Source organism: Pedococcus sp. P5_B7, from assembly GCF_054049895.1.
The window spans coordinates 550,755-567,607 of record NZ_JBFULM010000002.1 but is presented as its reverse complement, the minus strand read 5'-3'; the positions used below and the strand labels follow the sequence as shown (position 1 = coordinate 567,607).

Genomic DNA, 16,853 nt, shown 5'->3' with positions numbered 1-16,853 from the left:
CGTCAGCGTGAGCGGGTCTGGTCCTGCACGGCTCCGATGCGGTCGACGACCAGGGTGGGCACGTGAGAGGCCTGCGCCGCATCGCTCGGGTCGGCGCGGTCGGGGAAGTCGAAGACGGCGACCATCGACTGCATCGGGTAGTCGGGGACGAGGTCGACCGTCCGGATGACCGTGCCGTCGACCGCGAACCGCGCACCGTCGGGCATCCAGTCGACGCTGTAGGTGTGGAAGTCGCTGACGTCTATGGGCACGCGTGGAGCAGCGAAGTCGTCGACGAGCCGCGGGTCGCGGAAGGGGTGCACCCCCGCGCCCACCGCGGCTCCCTCCGCGGTGATCGCGTCGCCGAAGACCTCCACGACACAGAGCTCACCACACCGGTCGGGCTGGTCCTCGAGGCCGACCAGCCACCAGGCGGCCATCGACCGCGACGTGAGGTCCATCCGGGCCCGCATCTCGAGGCGGCCGTAGCGTGGCGTCCAGCCCCACATCGTCGGCTGGGCCTCACGGACCAGGGCGCCCTCCCGCACCGGCTGCTGGCCGATGGTGCTCCCGACCGGGCCCGAGAAGATGCCGGACTGCACGCCGGACACGCGGAGCGGACCGTGGTCGTCGGGGCACCAGAGGCCGTGCTCGGCCGGGATGGTGAGGTGCAGGCACGAGTCGCGGACGGCATAGGTCGCAGCGCTGGCGGCACGCGAGCTCCACTGGGGGAGGTAGGACGGGACCCACACCGCGGGGTCGAGGTCGGCGCCCGCGAAGTCGTCGACGAAGCCCTGGTGGTGGGGGTCGTCCTGGGCGCGCTCGGCGGTCATGAACCCATCGTGACGGGTGCCACTGTCAGTCGTCAGTGCCATATTGGGAGCCATGGGACAGACGGCTGAGACCACTGCTGGTGAGAACACTGCTGGTGAGACGACTGCTGGTGAGACGATCGTCGGGATCGGGACGCGCAAGGGGCTGTGGCTGGCCCGCAGCACGGACCGACGCACCTGGACGGTCGAGGGGCCGCACTTCCTGATGAGTGAGGTGCTGTCCCTGCTGTTCGACACGAGGCGAGACACCCCGAGGCTGCTGGTGGGCTTCCGGTCGTCGCACTGGGGGCCCTCGCTCCAGCACTCCGACGACCTCGGCGCCACCTGGGTGGAGCATCCCGAGGGCTCGATCCGCTTCCCGGAGGACACCGACACCGCGCTCAAGGCCACCTGGCAGCTGGTCGCCGACCCGCACGACCCCGAGGTGGTCTGGGCGGGCACGGAGCCCCAGGGCCTGTGGCGCAGCGGCGACGGCGGCGAGACCTTCGAGCTCAACCGGGGGCTGTGGGAGCACCCGCACCGGCCGGAGTGGGGCGAGGGGTTCGGTGGCGGTGCGATCCACACCGTCCTGCCGAGCCCGGCCAGCCCCGACCACATGCTCGTCGCGATGAGCACCGGGGGTGTCTACAACACCCGCGACGGCGGACGGTCCTGGACGCCGGGCAACACCGGTATCCACGCCTACTTCCAGCCCCACGACGAGTGGCCCGAGTTCGGTCAGTGCGTGCACAAGGTGGTCCGCGACGGCGCCACTCCGACCCGCCTCTATGCGCAGAACCACCGCGGCGTCTACCGCTCGGACGACGACGGGGTCACCTGGACCTCGATCGAGGCGGGGCTTCCCACCAACTTCGGCATGACCGCACTGGCCCACCCGACCCAGGGCGACACGGTGTGGCTCGTGCCGATCGCGTCGGACGGCGAGCGGATCCCGCCTGCGGCCGAGCTGCAGGTGCAGCGCAGTGACGACGCCGGGTCGACCTGGCGCACCCAGCACGCGGGCCTGCCGTCGCCGTCCTACACGAACGTCCTGCGCGACGCGGCTGGTCTCGACACCCACGACGAGCCCGGGCTCTACCTGGGCACCCGCAACGGCGAGGTCTACGCCTCGGTCGACGGCGGCGAGTCCTTCGACCGGATCGTCGAGCAGCTCCCCGACGTCCTCTGCGTCCGGGCGGTCACGCTCCGATGACCGCGCGAGTCGTCCTGCCGGGTCTGTTGCGCGACCTGGCCGAGGGGGCAGCCGAGCTCCCCGTCGAGCTGGCGTCCGCCGCCCCGCTGGCGGAGGTGCTCGACCGCGCCTTCGAGCCGTGGCCGATCCTCGCCTCCCGCGTCCGCGACGAGCGCGGCCAGATCCGACGCCACGTCAACGTGTTCATCGACGGCGAGGACGCCAAGCGGGCCGACGGCGTCCAGACGCCCGTGTCGCCGACCTCGACGGTCCACGTGATCAACGCCGTCTCCGGCGGCTGACCGGCCTGTCCGTCAGGAGGCAAGCGGTCAGGAGGCAGGCGGTCAGGAGGCAGGCGCTCAGGCGGTCCAGGTCCCGCGGTCCCACGCCGCCTCCAGCACGCCACGGTGCGGGCTGAGGTCCCACCCACGCTCGGTGAGCCAGTCGTCGTTGCGGTAGGTGCCGGCATACCGCTCCGACCCGTCGCACAATAGCGACACGATGCTCCCCGCCTGTCCGCGCTCGGCCATCTCGCAGGCCAGCCGCAGTGCCCCGAAGAGGTTGGTGCCGGTCGAGGCGCCGGCGCGCAGGCCGGTGCGCTCGGTGAGGAACCGCATCGCCGCGACCGACGCGGCGTCGGGCACCAGCAGCATGCGGTCGACGACGCTCGGGATGAAGCTGGGCTCCACTCGCGGTCGACCGATGCCCTCGATCCGCGACCCGCACGCTGCGGTGACGCCCTCGTCGTCACCGCAGAAGCCGGGGAAGAAGGCCGAACGCTCCGGGTCGACGACACAGACCTCGCTGGCCAGTCCCCGGTAGCGCACGAACCGTCCGATCGTGGCGCTCGTGCCGCCGGTCCCGGCCCCGACGACGACCCACCGCGGCACGGGGTGCCGCTCCCGCGCCATCTGCTCGAAGATCGACTCCGCGATGTTGTTGTTGCCCCGCCAGTCCGTCGCGCGCTCGGCATAGGTGAACTGGTCGAGGTAGTGGCCGCCCCGCTCGTCGGCCAGCCGGCGCGCCTCGTCGTAGACCTCCGAGGCGTCCTCGACGAGGTGGCACTGGCCGCCCTCACGCTCGATGAGGGCGATCTTCTCTGGGCTCGTCGTGCTGACCATGACAGCGATGAACGGCAGCCCGAGCATGCGCGCGAAGTACGCCTCGGACACGGCGGTCGAGCCGCTCGAGGCCTCGATGACGGTGGTGCCTTCGTGCAGCTCGCCGTTGCAGAGCGCGTAGAGGAACAGCGACCGGGCGAGCCGGTGCTTGAGGCTGCCCGTCGGGTGCGTCGACTCGTCCTTGAGGTAGAGGTCGACGTCGGGCAGGCCGGGGACGGGCACGTGCACGAGGTGGGTGTCGGCGCTGCGGTTGGCGTCGGCCTGGATGCGCCGGACGGCCTCGTCGAGCCAGGCCCGGTCGGTCGGGTTGGACGTCGCGGCGTCGATCAGGGTGGGCGCCTGTTCCATCGGTCATTCCTCACTGCGCAGCGAGGTATGCCGTGGCCGCTCGTGCGCTGCCCCGGGTCACCTCGTCGTGTGGGACGAGGCTAGCGGCCGGGCTGGGCTGCCGGACCCGCAGGGCTGGCTGTCTGCGGCCATCAGGGCCATGCTCGGGGTATGACCCTCGCCAGTGATGACAAGGTGCTCATCCTCTTCCGCCACGCCAAGGCGGAACAGGTCTTCGGCAAGCCCGACCACGAGCGCGAGCTGACCGGTCGCGGCGTGCGGGACGCCCGCGCGGCCGGGGCTTGGCTGCACGAGCACGAGCTCGGTCCCGAGCTCGTGCTGTGCTCGTCGGCGACCCGCACCCGCCAGACCTGGGCCGCCGCCGAGGAGGGCGGGGCGTGCGGCGAGACGGTCGAGTTCTCCGACAGCATCTACACCGGGGGTGCCGGGACGGTGCTGGGGTCGCTGCGTGACGCACCGGGCGAGGTCCAGGTCGTGATGGTGGTCGGCCACAACCCGACGATGGCGATGCTGGCCAGCGGGCTGTCCGAGGGCGACGGCTCGAGCGCCGCCCACGAGTGCCTCGCTGATGGCTTCCCGACGTCCGCGATCGCGGTGCTGCGCTACGCGGGACCGTGGTCGGGCCTCGAGTTCGGCACTGCGGCGCTCGAACGCTGCCACGTGTCGCGCGGGTGACCACGCGGCATACCCGGGCAGCCTGGTCCGGGCGCTCGTCTGGGCGCTGGTCGGCCTGTGAGACCCGCGTCCCACTCTGTGGACCTGAGTTCTAGACTGCGGACATGACGACCACCGAGCCCACTTCGGGGGCAACCCCTTCCGGCGTCGACATCAAGCCGCGCAGCCGCGACGTCACCGATGGCATCGAGAAGACCGCGGCCCGCGGGATGCTCCGCGCGGTGGGCATGGGCGACGACGACTGGGTCAAGCCGCAGATCGGGGTGGCCAGCTCGTGGAACGAGATCACGCCCTGCAACCTCTCGCTCGACCGGCTCGCGAAGGCGGTCAAGGACGGCGTGCACTCGGCCGGTGGCTACCCCCTCGAGTTCGGCACGATCTCCGTCAGTGACGGCATCTCGATGGGCCACGAGGGCATGCACTTCTCGCTGGTGAGCCGCGAGATCATCGCCGACTCCGTCGAGACCGTGATGAACGCCGAGCGGCTCGACGGCTCGGTGCTCCTCGCCGGGTGCGACAAGTCGCTGCCGGGCATGTTGATGGCCGCCGCGCGCCTCGACCTCAGCTCGGTCTTCCTCTACGCAGGGTCGATCCTGCCGGGCATCGCCAAGCTGTCCGACGGCTCGGAGCGGACGGTGACGATCATCGACGCGTTCGAGGCCGTGGGGGCGTGCGCCGCCGGGCTGATGTCGCGCGCCGACGTCGACGCGATCGAGCGCGCGATCTGTCCGGGGGAGGGCGCGTGCGGCGGGATGTACACCGCCAACACGATGGCCTCCGTGGCCGAGGCGATGGGGATGTCGCTGCCCGGCTCGGCTGCCCCGCCCGCGACCGACCGTCGACGTGACGGGTTCGCGCGCAAGTCCGGTGAGGCCGTCGTCGAGCTGCTGCGTCGCGGCATCACCGCGCGCGACATCATGACGAAGGAGGCGTTCGAGAACGCCATCGCCGTCGTGATGGCCTTCGGTGGCTCCACCAACGCCGTCCTGCACCTGCTCGCCATCGCCAACGAGGCGGAGGTCGACCTGACCCTCGACGACTTCGTCCGCGTCGGAGCCAAGGTCCCGCACCTGGCCGACGTGAAGCCGTTCGGTCAGTACGTCATGACCGACATCGACCGCGTCGGGGGAGTGCCGGTCGTCATGCGGGCGCTGCTCGATGCCGGGTTGCTGCACGGCGACTGCCTGACCGTCACCGGTCGGACCATGGCCGAGAACCTCGCCGACATCGCCCCGCCCGACGTCGACGGCAAGGTCGTCCGCGCGATGACCCAGCCGATCCACAAGACGGGTGGCATCACCATCCTCAAGGGCACGCTGGCCCCGGAGGGAGCTGTCGTGAAGTCGGCCGGCTTCGACTCCGACGTCTTCGAGGGCACGGCCCGGGTGTTCGACGGCGAGCGCGCCGCGATGGACGCCGTCGAGGACGGCTCGCTCAAGGCCGGCGACGTCGTCGTCATCCGCTACGAGGGCCCCAAGGGTGGTCCGGGCATGCGCGAGATGCTGGCCGTCACCGGTGCCATCAAGGGAGCGGACCTCGGCAAGGAGGTGCTGCTCCTGACCGACGGACGGTTCTCCGGAGGGACGACCGGCCTGTGTGTCGGGCACGTCGCCCCCGAGGCCGTCGACGGTGGGCCGATCGCGTTCGTGCAGGACGGCGACCGGATCACGCTCGACGTCGCGAACGGCGTGCTCGACGTCCACGTCGACGAGGCCGAGCTGGCCCGACGGGCGGAGGGCTTCGAGCCGCCGGCGTCGAAGTACCCGCGCGGCGTCCTGGCCAAGTACCGCAAGCTGGTCGGCAGCGCGAGCGGCGGAGCCGTCTGCGGCTGAAGGTCGCCCTTCGCGCGCGGGTCGAGGTATTCGGCGACCGGAATCCGGTCGCCGAATACCTCGAACCGGGGCTGTGACTGAGACGATTGGTCCGGATCGTGGGACCGGTTGTCTCGTACGTTGACACCACCAGTGGACGGCGGGAGAGTTCTCGTGTGGCACGAATTCTCGTACTTCATTAGCGCGCAGGCTCCTCGAGCCAGCGCGCTGCCCTCCGTCGTCCTCACCTGAGGACTGGAGGGCTTTTTCATGAGCACATCCAGCCTGAGCAGTTCGAGCGAGAACCGAAAGCGGTAGTGACGTGAGCGACGCGAAACCGGCACCGAGCCCCACCTCGAGCCCGGCCTTCAGTCCGGCCGGCAGTCCAGCCCCCAGCCCGTCCCGGCTGGCCGAGCAGGCGAAGGCGAAGGTGCCCGCTACGGTGACCGGCGCCCAGAGCCTGGTGCTCTCGCTCGAGGCGATGGAGGTCGACACCGTCTTCGGCATCCCCGGTGGGGCGATCCTCCCCGCCTACGACCCCCTGCTCGACTCGGTCAAGGTCCGCCACATCCTGGTCCGCCACGAGCAGGGTGCGGGGCACGCGGCCGAGGGCTACGCCAGCGCCACCGGCAAGGTCGGGGTCTGCATGGCGACCTCCGGGCCGGGCGCGACCAACCTGGTCACCGCGATCGCCGACGCCTACATGGACTCGGTGCCGATCGTCGCCATCACCGGCCAGGTCGCGTCGGCCGCCATCGGCACGGATGCCTTCCAGGAGGCCGACATCCGCGGCATCACGATGCCGATCACCAAGCACAACTACCTCGTGACCGATGCCGACCAGATCCCGCGCGTCATCGCCGAGGCGTTCCACATCGCCTCCACCGGACGTCCCGGCCCGGTGCTCGTCGACATCTCCAAGGACGCACTGCAGGCCAAGACGACCTTCGCCTGGCCGCCGAAGTACGACCTGCCCGGCTACCGGCCCGTCGCGCGTCCGCACAACAAGCAGATCCGGGAGGCCGCCCGCCTCATCGCGGCGGCCAAGCGCCCGGTCTTCTACGTCGGTGGTGGCGTCGTCCGCGGTCGCGCCTCGGACGCCCTGCGGGAGTTCGTCGAGCTGACCCAGATCCCCGTCGTGACCACCCTGATGGCGCGCGGTGCGGTGCCGGACAGCCACCCGCTCCACCTGGGCATGCCGGGCATGCACGGGTCGGTCGCGGCGGTCACCGCCCTGCAGAAGTCCGACCTGCTCATCACCCTCGGTGCACGGTTCGACGACCGGGTGACCGGCCAGCTGTCGACGTTCGCCCCCGAGGCCAAGGTCATCCACGCCGACATCGACCCGGCCGAGATCTCCAAGAACCGCACTGCTGACGTCCCGATCGTCGGTGACGTGCTCGAGGTGATCGGCGAGCTGGTCAAGGCCGTCGCCGCCGACCACGCGGCCGGGACCAAGGGCGACTACTCCGCCTGGCGAGACCAGACCGCCGGCTGGAAGGCGACCTTCCCCCTCGGCTACACCACGCCCGAGGGCGAGGAGAACGCCGTGTCGCCGCAGCAGGTCATCGAGCGGATCGGAGCCATCAGCGGTCCCGAGTCGATCTACGTCGCAGGCGTCGGCCAGCACCAGATGTGGGCCGCCCAGTTCGTCCAGTACGAGCGCCCCAACGCCTGGCTGAACTCCGGTGGCCTCGGCACGATGGGGTATGCCGTGCCGGCCGCCATGGGTGCCAAGGTCGCCGAGCCGGACCGCGTGGTCTGGGCGATCGACGGCGACGGCTGTTTCCAGATGACCAACCAGGAGCTCGCGACCTGCGTCATCAACAACATCCCGATCAAGGTCGCGATCATCAACAACAGCAGCCTCGGCATGGTGCGCCAGTGGCAGTCGCTCTTCTATGACAAGCGCTACTCCAACACCGACCTGCACACGTCGGTCGGCAACCGCATCCCCGACTTCGTCAAGCTCGCGGAGGCGTACGGGTGCGTGGGCCTGCGCTGTGAGCGGCCGGAGGACATCGACGCGACGATCAAGAAGGCCATGGAGATCAACGACGTCCCGGTCATCGTCGACTTCGTGGTCCACCGCGACGCGATGGTCTGGCCGATGGTGCCGGCCGGCGTGAGCAACGACGCCATCCAGGTCGCCAAGGACACGGCTCCCCAGTGGGACCGCGAAGAGGACGAGGCCACCGAGCAGCCCGAGGACGCGGACAAGGACGGGAAGTGATGGCGATGAGCAAGCACACCCTGTCGGTCCTCGTCGAGAACAAGCCCGGCGTCCTGGCCCGCATCGCGGCGCTCTTCTCGCGGCGCGGCTTCAACATCGACTCGCTCGCAGTGGGTCCGACCGAGCACCCCGAGATCTCCCGGATGACGGTCGTGGTCGACGTCGACGCGCTCCCACTGGAGCAGGTGACCAAGCAGCTCAACAAGCTCATCGAGGTGCTCAAGGTCGTCGAGCTCGAGCCCACGGCGTCGGTGCAGCGGGAGATCCTCCTGGTCAAGGTCCGCACCGACATCCACAGCCGGAGCCACGTGCTGGAGACGGTGCAGCTCTTCCGTGCCAAGGTGGTCGACGTCGCCAGCGACACCCTGACCATCGAGGTCACCGGCAACCGCGACAAGCTCGCCGCCTTCCTCGAGGTCATCGAGCCGTTCGGGGTCAAGGAGCTCGTCCAGTCCGGGATGGTCGCCATCGGACGCGGCACCCGCTCCATCACCGACCGCGCCATGCGGTCCGCCTGATTTCCACTGCACACCCCCTGAGTGACCAAACACCCGAAGACAGACAACCTAAGGAGTGGCCACCGTGGCCGAGATGTTCTACGACGACGATGCTGACCTGAGCGTGATCCAGGGCAAGAAGGTGGCCGTGATCGGCTACGGCAGCCAGGGCCACGCGCACGCGCTCAACCTGCGCGACTCGGGGGTCGACGTCCGCGTCGGTCTCGCCGAGGGGAGCAAGAGCCGCGCCAAGGCGGAGGCCGAGGGGTTGACCGTGAAGTCGGTCGCGGAGGCGGTCAAGGAGGCCGACCTGGTCGTCATCCTCACGCCCGACCAGGTGCAGCGGACCGTCTACGCCAACGACATCGCGCCCAACCTCAAGGAGGGTGCCGGCCTGCTGTTCGGCCACGGCTTCAACATCCGCTTCGACTACATCAAGCCCGAGGCCGGGTCCGACGTGGTCATGGTCGCCCCCAAGGGCCCCGGTCACCTCGTCCGTCGCGAGTACGTCGACGGTCGCGGTGTGCCGGTGCTGCTGGCGGTCGAGCAGGACGCCTCCGGTGACGCCTGGGCGCTGACCCAGTCCTACGCCAAGGCCATCGGCGGACTGCGCGCCGGCGGCATCAGGACGACCTTCACCGAGGAGTGCGAGACCGACCTCTTCGGCGAGCAGGCCGTGCTCTGCGGCGGCGCCTCCCAGCTGGTTCAGTACGGCTTCGAGACCCTGGTCGAGGCCGGCTACCAGCCCGAGGTGGCGTACTTCGAGTGCCTCCACGAGCTCAAGCTCATCGTCGACCTCATGGTCGAGGGCGGCATCGCCAAGCAGCGCTGGTCGGTTTCCGACACGGCCGAGTACGGCGACTACGTCTCGGGGCCGCGCGTCATCGACCCGAGCGTCAAGGAGAACATGCAGGCCGTCCTCGCCGACATCAAGAACGGCGTCTTCGCGAAGCGGTTCATCGACGACCAGGACGCCGGTGCGCCGGAGTTCAAGGCATTGCGCGAGAAGGGTGCCCAGCACCCGATCGAGGGCACCGGCAAGGAGCTGCGCAAGCTGATGAGCTGGATCAAGGAGACGGACTCCGACTACGTCGAGGGGTCCGCCGCGCGCTGACGCGAAAGACCGCAGCGCCGCCCAGGCGTCCACGACCCGTATGCCGGTCGGTCCCCACGAGGGGGCCGGCCGGCTTCGTCGTCCAGCCAGCCGGTGTCGACACGGGTGGTGCACGACGAGCTCGGTGGTCGGGGGCAGGTGTGATCTCTGTGTCACATGTCGAGCCACGGCATCCACATGCTGAGCCGGGTCGTATGCTGTGCGCCGGGCACAGCGTGGTGCCGGAACCCCCATTGACCATCGTGACCCACCGAAGGACTGACACGTGAGCAAGCCGATCGTGCTGATCGCCGAGGAACTCTCGCCCGCCACCATCGACGCCCTCGGGCCGGACTTCGAGGTGCGTCACGTCGACGGTGCCTCCCGCGAGGCGCTGCTGCCGGCGCTGGCCGAGGTGGACGCCGTCCTCATCCGGTCCGCGACCAAGATGGACACCGAGGCCATCGCCGCCGCGAAGAACCTCAAGGTCATCGCCCGCGCGGGGGTCGGCCTCGACAACGTCGACGTCGCCGCGGCCACCCGCGCGGGGGTCATGGTCGTCAATGCCCCGACCTCCAACATCACCTCCGCGGCCGAGCTGGCCGTCGGCCTCCTGCTGGCGACCGCGCGCAACATCGCCCCCGCCAACCAGGCCCTCAAGGCCGGGGCGTGGAAGCGCAGCAAGTACGGCGGGGTCGAGCTGCTCGACAAGAAGGTCGGCGTCGTCGGTTTCGGCCGGATCGGCCAGCTGGTCGCCGAGCGACTCAAGGGCTTCGGCATGGAGATCCTCGCCTACGACCCCTACGTCTCGGCGCAGCGTGCAGGCCAGCTCGGGGCGCAGCTCGTCACCCTCGACGAGCTGCTCGAGCAGAGCGACTTCATCACGGTGCACCTGCCGAAGAACCCCGAGACGGTGGGGCTCATCGGCAAGGAGGCGCTGACCAAGGTCAAGCCGACCGTCCGCATCATCAACGCCGCCCGGGGCGGGATCGTCGACGAGGAGGCCCTGGCCGAGGCGTTGCGCGAGGGTCGTGTGGCCGGCGCGGGCATCGACGTCTTCGCCACCGAGCCCACGACGGAGAGCCCCCTGTTCGAGCACGAGTCGGTCGTCGTGACGCCCCACCTCGGCGCGTCCACGGACGAGGCCCAGGAGAAGGCCGGCGTCTCGGTCGCCAGGTCGGTGCGGCTCGCCCTGGGCGGCGACCTCGTCCCCGACGCGGTCAACGTCTCCAGCGGTGTCGTGCCCGAGGAGGTCCGTCCGGGCATCGCCCTGGTCGAGAAGCTCGGACGCATCTTCACCTCGCTCGCCGGCTCGGTGCCGGTGCAGCTCGACGTCGACGTGAAGGGCGAGATCACCGCGCACGACGTGTCGATCTGGAAGCTCGCTGCGCTCAAGGGCCTGTTCACCGACGTGACCGAGGACCCGGTGACCTACGTCAACGCCCCGCTGCTCGCCGAGCAGCGTGGCTGCGAGGTGCGTCTGCTCACCGACCCGACCATGCAGGACTTCCGCAACGTCACCACCCTGCGCGGCACGCTCGCCGACGGTGCGACCATCAGCGTCGCTGGCACGCTGACCGGACCGCGGCTGATCGAGAAGATCGTCGGGGTGAACGGGTTCGACATCGAGGTGCCGCTCACCGAGCACCTCGCCTTCTTCACGTACGTCGACCGGCCCGGCGTCATCGGCACGGTCGGGCGGCTGCTCGGCGACGCCGACATCAACATCGCGGGCATGCAGGTGGCGCGCAACGAGAAGGGCGGCCAGGCACTGGTGGCCCTCACCGTCGACAGCCGCATCCCGGCCGACGTCCTCGCTGCGATCGTCACCGAGGTCGGGGCCGACGTGAGCGTCGTCGACCTCGCCGACTGACCCGGAGATATCCCATGCAAAAGGCGAGTTAGCGCCGCCCGCCCGGCGCTAACTCGCCTTTTGCATGAGTGAGCGGCGCTTCGTGGTGGGGGGGTGGGACGTGGCCGACGGCTCAGCTGCGGGGCGGGCCGTCGTGGAGGACCAGGTTGAACAGGATGCTCTCGCGCCAGTCACCGTCGAGGTAGAGGAACGACGGGATCCGCCCGATCTCCTCGAACCCGCAGCGGTGCAGCACCGACTGCGACGGCAGGTTCGCCACCATGGTGCTCGCACCGAGGCGGTGCAGGCCGAGGTCGTGCCCACGCTGGACGAGGTGCTGGAGCAAGGTCACGGCCAGGCCGCGTCGCAGGTGGGCATGGTCGACCCAGTAGCCCACGTCGGCCCCGAGCATCGCGCCGCGGACGATGTTCTGGAGGTTGGCGGCCCCGACCACCTGGGTGCCATGCCACAGCACCCAGGAGTCGAAGAGCCCGAGGTCGACCTGGCGCAGCCGGCCCTCGACGACCTCGCGCTGGCCGTCCTCGGTGAAGAACGACTCGGGCCGCGCGGGCTCCCATGGACGGAGGTGCGCACGGTTGCGCTCAGCCGCATCGGCCAACGGGCCGGCATCGTCGGTCGAGAGGGGACGCAGGGCGTAGCCGTCGGGGAGCACCTCGCCACCCTAGACACTGACGCCGCGACCCCTGCCAGAGCGGTCCAGGGGGACCGGTGCACCATGAGAGGCGGGTCACGTCCAGCCATGTCTCACTGCGTGGGAAACGGGTGTCAATTAGTTGGACGTCCACGTAACCTCGAAGACATGACGCGGCAGGTCGTAATTCTTATTTGCCGCGGCGAGTTCCGGTAGTCAGCCCACTCGCCGCGGAGATCCCGCGTGCGTGGCTGGCAGTGGCACCCCGTTAACCGGCGAGTGCCCAGTGCGATCACCGAGAACCACCCGAAACCCAACCCTGTTGCGACACAGGGAGATGCGAAGAGGAATTGATCATCATGAGCGAAGAGGCCGAGAAGGCACGTCAGGCACTGCAGGAGTCGATGGACCTGCGCGAGCAGGGTCACTCCGACGACTGACCAGCGCGACGCACACCTGGGCACCTGCGTGGTGCGGCGACGAACGGCTCCGGGCACCTGCTCGGGGCCGTTCGTCATGTGAGACGCCGGTATCAGATCGCAAGACCGTCCTTAGGCTGGTCACATGGCTTCCGAGAGCACCGGCAACGACACCGTCAACCTCGCCGTCATCGGCGGCGACGGGATCGGCCCGGAGGTCGTCGCCGAGGGCCTGAAGGTCCTCGAGACGGTCACCGCCGGCACCGGCACGAAGTTCCACGCCACCGAGTACGACCTCGGGGCGCGGCGCTGGCACGCCACCGGCGAGACCCTCCCCGACTCCGTCCTGGAGGAGCTGCGCGGCCACGACGCCATCCTGCTCGGCGCGATCGGTGACCCCACGGTGCCGAGCGGCGTCCTCGAGCGCGGGGTGCTCCTGCCCCTGCGGTTCGCCCTCGAGCAGTACGTCAACCTGCGCCCGGCCAAGCTCTATCCCGGGGTGCTGAGCCCCCTCGCGGTCGAGCGCGTCGCCCCGGACGGCATCGACTTCGTCGTCGTCCGCGAGGGCACCGAGGGGCCGTACGTCGGGAACGGCGGCGCGCTCCGGATCGGCACCCCGAACGAGATCGCCACCGAGGTCAGTGTCAACACGAGGTTCGGCGTCGAGCGGGTCGTCCGCGACGCCTTCGCCCGCGCCCAGGCCCGTCCCCGCAAGCACCTCACGCTGGTCCACAAGCACAACGTGCTCACCCACGCCGGGCACCTGTGGCGCCGCACCGTCGACGAGGTGGGTGCCGAGTTCCCCGAGGTCACGACGGCATACCAGCACGTCGACGCGGCCACGATCTTCCTGGCCAGCGACCCCGGACGCTTCGACGTCATCGTCACCGACAACCTGTTCGGCGACATCATCACCGACATCGCGGCGGCGATCGTCGGCGGCATCGGGCTGGCCGCCAGCGCCAACATCAACCCCGAGCGCACTGCTCCCAGCATGTTCGAGCCGGTGCACGGCTCCGCCCCCGACATCGCCGGCCAGTCCAAGGCCGACCCGACCGCGACCATCCTCTCGGTCGGCATGCTCCTCGAGCACCTGGGTCGCACCGACGAGGCCGCCCGCGTCGAGCGTGCGGTCGAGGCCGACCTGGCCGCCCGGGGGAGTGCGGTACGCAGCACCTCCGAGGTCGGCGACGCCATCGCGTCCCTCCTCTAGACGACTGGCTACATCCGACGTCTCCTGCCCGGGTGGTTCGCCGGGCAGGTAATCTCGGCAGGAGGAACCCCGCCCCCACCGGGGGTGACCCACCAGGAGGACTCCATGAGCCAGACCACCGCCCCGCTGACCTTCGAGGTCGCCCGCCGCAGCGACCCGCGGCCGGACGCGGAGCGTGAGGCCGTACTGGCCAACCCGGGGTTCGGCACCACCTTCACCGACCACATGGTCACGGCGACGTGGCGCAAGGGGCAGGGGTGGAGCGAGGGCAAGGTCGTCCCCTACGGGCCGATCACCCTGATGCCGTCGGCAGCGGTGCTGCACTACGCCCAGGAGATCTTCGAGGGCATGAAGGCCTATCGCCACGAGGACGGGTCGATCTGGACGTTCCGCCCCGAGGCCAACGCCCAGCGGCTGATCCGCAGCGCCCGCCGGATGACTCTCCCCGAGCTGCCCGAGGAGGACTTCATCGCCTCGCTGCGCGCGCTGGTGGAGGTCGATCAGGCCTGGGTGCCGTCCGGCGCCAGCGGTGAGTCGAGCCTCTACCTCCGCCCGTTCATGTACGCCTCCGAGGCGTTCCTCGGGGTGCGTCCGGCGTCGGAGGTCACCTACTCGGTCATCGCCTCGCCCGCGGGTGCCTACTTCAGCGGCGGCATCAAGCCGGTGACCCTGTGGCTGTCCACCGACTACGCACGGGCCGGCGAGGGTGGCACCGGCGCCGCAAAGTGTGGCGGCAACTACGCCTCCAGCCTCGCGGGCCAGCTCGAGGGCATCGAGAACGGCTGCGACCAGGCCGTCTTCCTGGACGCGTCGACGCACACCTACGTCGAGGAGCTCGGTGGCATGAACCTGTTCTTCGTCACGAAGGACAACAAGCTGGTCACGCCCGAGCTCACCGGGTCGATCCTCGAGGGCGTCACCCGCTCGTCGGTGCTGGCCCTCGCCAAGGGGATGGGCCTGGAGCCGGAGGAGCGGCGGGTCCCCATCCAGGAGTGGAAGGACGGCGCGGCCAGCGGCGACATCGTCGAGATCTTCGCGTGCGGCACTGCCGCGGTCATCACGCCCGTGGGCGAGCTGCGCTGGGCCGGCGGCTCGTGCGACCACCGCAACGGCGTCGACTACGGCGAGGTCACCCGATCGATCCGCGAGCGACTGCTCGACATCCAGTACGGCCGCACCGAGGACACGCACGGCTGGCTGACCCGTCTGGTCTGACCAGCACCGCTGCCCGAACGCTTGGCCGCGCCGCCCGCTCCCAGGAGCAGGCGGCGCGGCCTTTTGGTTTGTGTTCGGACCATTGACAGGCCCGGCCCGCTGGGTGAAGCATTCGCTCACCTTCGTTGCGTGGACTAGGAGCTTGCTGTGTCCGATGTGCGATCACTGTCCGACGACGAGCAACGGCTCGCCGAGCTCGGCTACAAGCAGGAGCTCAACCGCTCCTGGTCCGGGTTCTCGAACTTCGCGATCTCGTTCTCGATCATCTCGATCCTGGCCGGGTGCTTCACCACCTTCGGCCAGGGCTTCAACAACGGTGGACCCGTCGCGATCTCGTGGGGCTGGCCCATCGTGTCGGCGTTCATCCTCCTCATCGGCTTCACCATGTCCGAGCTGGTCTCGGCCTACCCGACCTCGGGTGGCATCTACTGGTGGGCGAGCAAGATGGGCGGGGCGCGCGCCGGCTTCTTCACCGGCTGGCTCAACCTGATCGGCCTCATCGCCGTGACGGCGTCGGTCGCCTACGGCTGCGCGACCTTCCTCGACCTGACGCTCAGCACGTTCTCGTCGGGCTACGCCGACGGCTACTCGCTCACCCGGGTGTTCTGGTTGTTCGTGGGCCTGCTCGCGCTGGCGTCGGTGCTCAACATCTTCAGCGGCCACCTCATGGCGATCATGAACAACGTGTCGGTGTGGTGGCACGTCGCGGGCGCGACGATCGTGGTCCTGATGCTCATCTTCATCCCCGACCACCACCAGAGCCTGTCCTACGTCTTCACCGAGCGGTTCAACAACTCCGGCTACAGCGGTGGCAGCAACAGCTCGCTCAAGTACTGGTTCCTCGTCCTGCCCTTCGGCCTGCTGCTCACGCAGTACACGATCACCGGCTTCGACGCCTCGGCCCACCTCTCCGAGGAGACGGCCTCCGCGTCGAAGGCCGCGGCCAAGGGCATCTGGCAGTCGATCTTCTACTCCGCCATCGGCGGCTGGATCCTGTTGCTGTGCTTCCTCTTCGCGGTCCCCGACAACGACAAGGGACTGCCTGACAATGCCGGGGTCGGTGGCGGCGGCGTCGCGTACATCTTCACCCACGCCATGGACAGCAAGTGGGCTGGCACGATCTTGCTGATCTCGGCGGTGGGCCAGTTCTTCTGCACCACCTCGTGCATGACCAGCGCCTCCCGGATGACGTTCGCGTTCAGTCGTGACGGCGCGATCCCGGGCTCGCGGCTGTGGTCGTCGCTGTCCGGCGCCAAGGTGCCGGCCAACGCAGTGATGCTCGTGGCCGTGGTGGCCGCGCTGATCACCCTCCCCGCCCTGAAGGAGGTCAACATCGGCACGGAGGAGTCGCCGCTCGTCGTGCCGGTCGCCTTCTACGCGGTCGTCTCCGTGGCCGTGATCGGCCTCTACCTGGCGTTCCTCATCCCCATCTGGCTGCGCTGGCGGATGGGCGACGCCTTCCAGCCCGGCAGCTGGAACAACGGCGCGAAGTACAAGTGGATGAACATCATCGCCGTCATCGAGATCGCGATCATCTCGATCTACTTCATCCTGCCCTTCGTCCCGGCCGGCGTGCCGTTCAGCGACGGCTTCGACTGGAAGTTCGTCAACTACGCGCCCATCCTCACCTTCGGCTCGCTGATCATCCTGTGGATCTGGTGGCAGGTCTCGGCGCGCAAGTGGTTCAAGGGACCGAAGCACACCATCGACCCGGCCGTGGTGGAGGCCTTCGGGGAGTGAC

At 69.5% G+C, this 16,853-nt stretch carries 14 protein-coding genes; 11 read left to right on the top strand and 3 right to left on the bottom strand.

Translation table 11 applies throughout. From position 1 onward, the window contains the following. Positions 1-2: 2 nt before the first annotated feature. A complete protein-coding gene (locus ACXJKD_RS05540) occupies positions 3-812 on the bottom strand; it encodes a glycoside hydrolase family 16 protein (RefSeq protein ID WP_457253448.1) in 810 nt (269 codons plus the stop codon). 52 nt (positions 813-864) lie between these two features. Here ACXJKD_RS05540 and ACXJKD_RS05535 point away from each other — a divergent pair, with 52 nt between their 5' ends. After that, on the top strand, positions 865-2,004 hold the full coding sequence (locus ACXJKD_RS05535) for a WD40/YVTN/BNR-like repeat-containing protein (RefSeq protein WP_457253447.1): 1,140 nt from the start codon (positions 865-867) through the stop codon (positions 2,002-2,004). Next, positions 2,001-2,285 (top strand): MoaD/ThiS family protein, encoded by a 285-nt coding sequence (locus ACXJKD_RS05530; protein WP_457253444.1) that lies wholly within the window; start codon positions 2,001-2,003, stop codon positions 2,283-2,285. Before ACXJKD_RS05535 ends, ACXJKD_RS05530 begins: the two co-directional genes overlap by 4 nt. Before the next feature lie 57 nt (positions 2,286-2,342). Here ACXJKD_RS05530 and ACXJKD_RS05525 read toward each other — a convergent pair whose 3' ends face one another. Beyond that, positions 2,343-3,452, bottom strand: coding sequence for a PLP-dependent cysteine synthase family protein (locus tag ACXJKD_RS05525; protein ID WP_457253442.1), 1,110 nt, complete (start codon positions 3,450-3,452; stop codon positions 2,343-2,345). Positions 3,453-3,602: 150 nt separating this feature from the next. Between ACXJKD_RS05525 and ACXJKD_RS05520 the strand changes: the two genes are divergently transcribed. From ACXJKD_RS05520 to serA, 6 genes are all read left to right on the top strand, one after another. Next, on the top strand, positions 3,603-4,127 hold the full coding sequence (locus ACXJKD_RS05520) for a SixA phosphatase family protein (protein WP_457253440.1): 525 nt from the start codon (positions 3,603-3,605) through the stop codon (positions 4,125-4,127). A gap of 104 nt (positions 4,128-4,231) precedes the next feature. Next, positions 4,232-5,959 (top strand): dihydroxy-acid dehydratase, encoded by a 1,728-nt coding sequence (ilvD, locus tag ACXJKD_RS05515; RefSeq protein ID WP_457253438.1) that lies wholly within the window; start codon positions 4,232-4,234, stop codon positions 5,957-5,959. A gap of 409 nt (positions 5,960-6,368) precedes the next feature. Further along, positions 6,369-8,171: an acetolactate synthase large subunit gene (locus tag ACXJKD_RS05510; protein ID WP_457254160.1), complete on the top strand. Its 1,803-nt coding sequence runs from the start codon at positions 6,369-6,371 to the stop codon at positions 8,169-8,171. A gap of 5 nt (positions 8,172-8,176) precedes the next feature. Continuing rightward, positions 8,177-8,689, top strand: coding sequence for an acetolactate synthase small subunit (gene ilvN / locus ACXJKD_RS05505; RefSeq protein ID WP_056922718.1), 513 nt, complete (start codon positions 8,177-8,179; stop codon positions 8,687-8,689). A 64-nt stretch (positions 8,690-8,753) separates the two neighbouring features. Then, positions 8,754-9,782, top strand: a complete 1,029-nt coding sequence (gene ilvC, locus ACXJKD_RS05500) for a ketol-acid reductoisomerase (RefSeq protein WP_457253436.1) — start codon at positions 8,754-8,756, stop codon at positions 9,780-9,782. Positions 9,783-10,047: 265 nt separating this feature from the next. Continuing rightward, the gene (gene serA / locus ACXJKD_RS05495) at positions 10,048-11,634 is read left to right on the top strand and encodes a phosphoglycerate dehydrogenase (RefSeq protein WP_457253434.1); all 1,587 of its coding nucleotides are present in this window, start codon (positions 10,048-10,050) and stop codon (positions 11,632-11,634) included. Positions 11,635-11,746: 112 nt separating this feature from the next. On the opposite strand, the gene ACXJKD_RS05490 is transcribed toward serA, so the two are convergent. Further along, positions 11,747-12,286 carry a GNAT family N-acetyltransferase gene (locus ACXJKD_RS05490; protein WP_457253432.1) on the bottom strand — a complete coding sequence of 180 codons (540 nt, stop codon included), beginning with the start codon at positions 12,284-12,286 and terminating at the stop codon, positions 11,747-11,749. Positions 12,287-12,829: 543 nt separating this feature from the next. Here ACXJKD_RS05490 and ACXJKD_RS05485 point away from each other — a divergent pair. The 3 genes from ACXJKD_RS05485 to ACXJKD_RS05475 all read left to right on the top strand — a co-directional run bounded on the left by ACXJKD_RS05485 (position 12,830) and on the right by ACXJKD_RS05475 (position 16,852). Continuing rightward, positions 12,830-13,897: a 3-isopropylmalate dehydrogenase gene (locus ACXJKD_RS05485; RefSeq protein ID WP_457253431.1), complete on the top strand. Its 1,068-nt coding sequence runs from the start codon at positions 12,830-12,832 to the stop codon at positions 13,895-13,897. Between the two features lie 105 nt (positions 13,898-14,002). Beyond that, on the top strand, positions 14,003-15,112 hold the full coding sequence (locus tag ACXJKD_RS05480) for a branched-chain amino acid aminotransferase (protein ID WP_457253429.1): 1,110 nt from the start codon (positions 14,003-14,005) through the stop codon (positions 15,110-15,112). A 147-nt stretch (positions 15,113-15,259) separates the two neighbouring features. Next, positions 15,260-16,852: an amino acid permease gene (locus ACXJKD_RS05475; protein WP_457253427.1), complete on the top strand. Its 1,593-nt coding sequence runs from the start codon at positions 15,260-15,262 to the stop codon at positions 16,850-16,852. The last annotated feature ends 1 nt before the right edge of the window (position 16,853 follow it).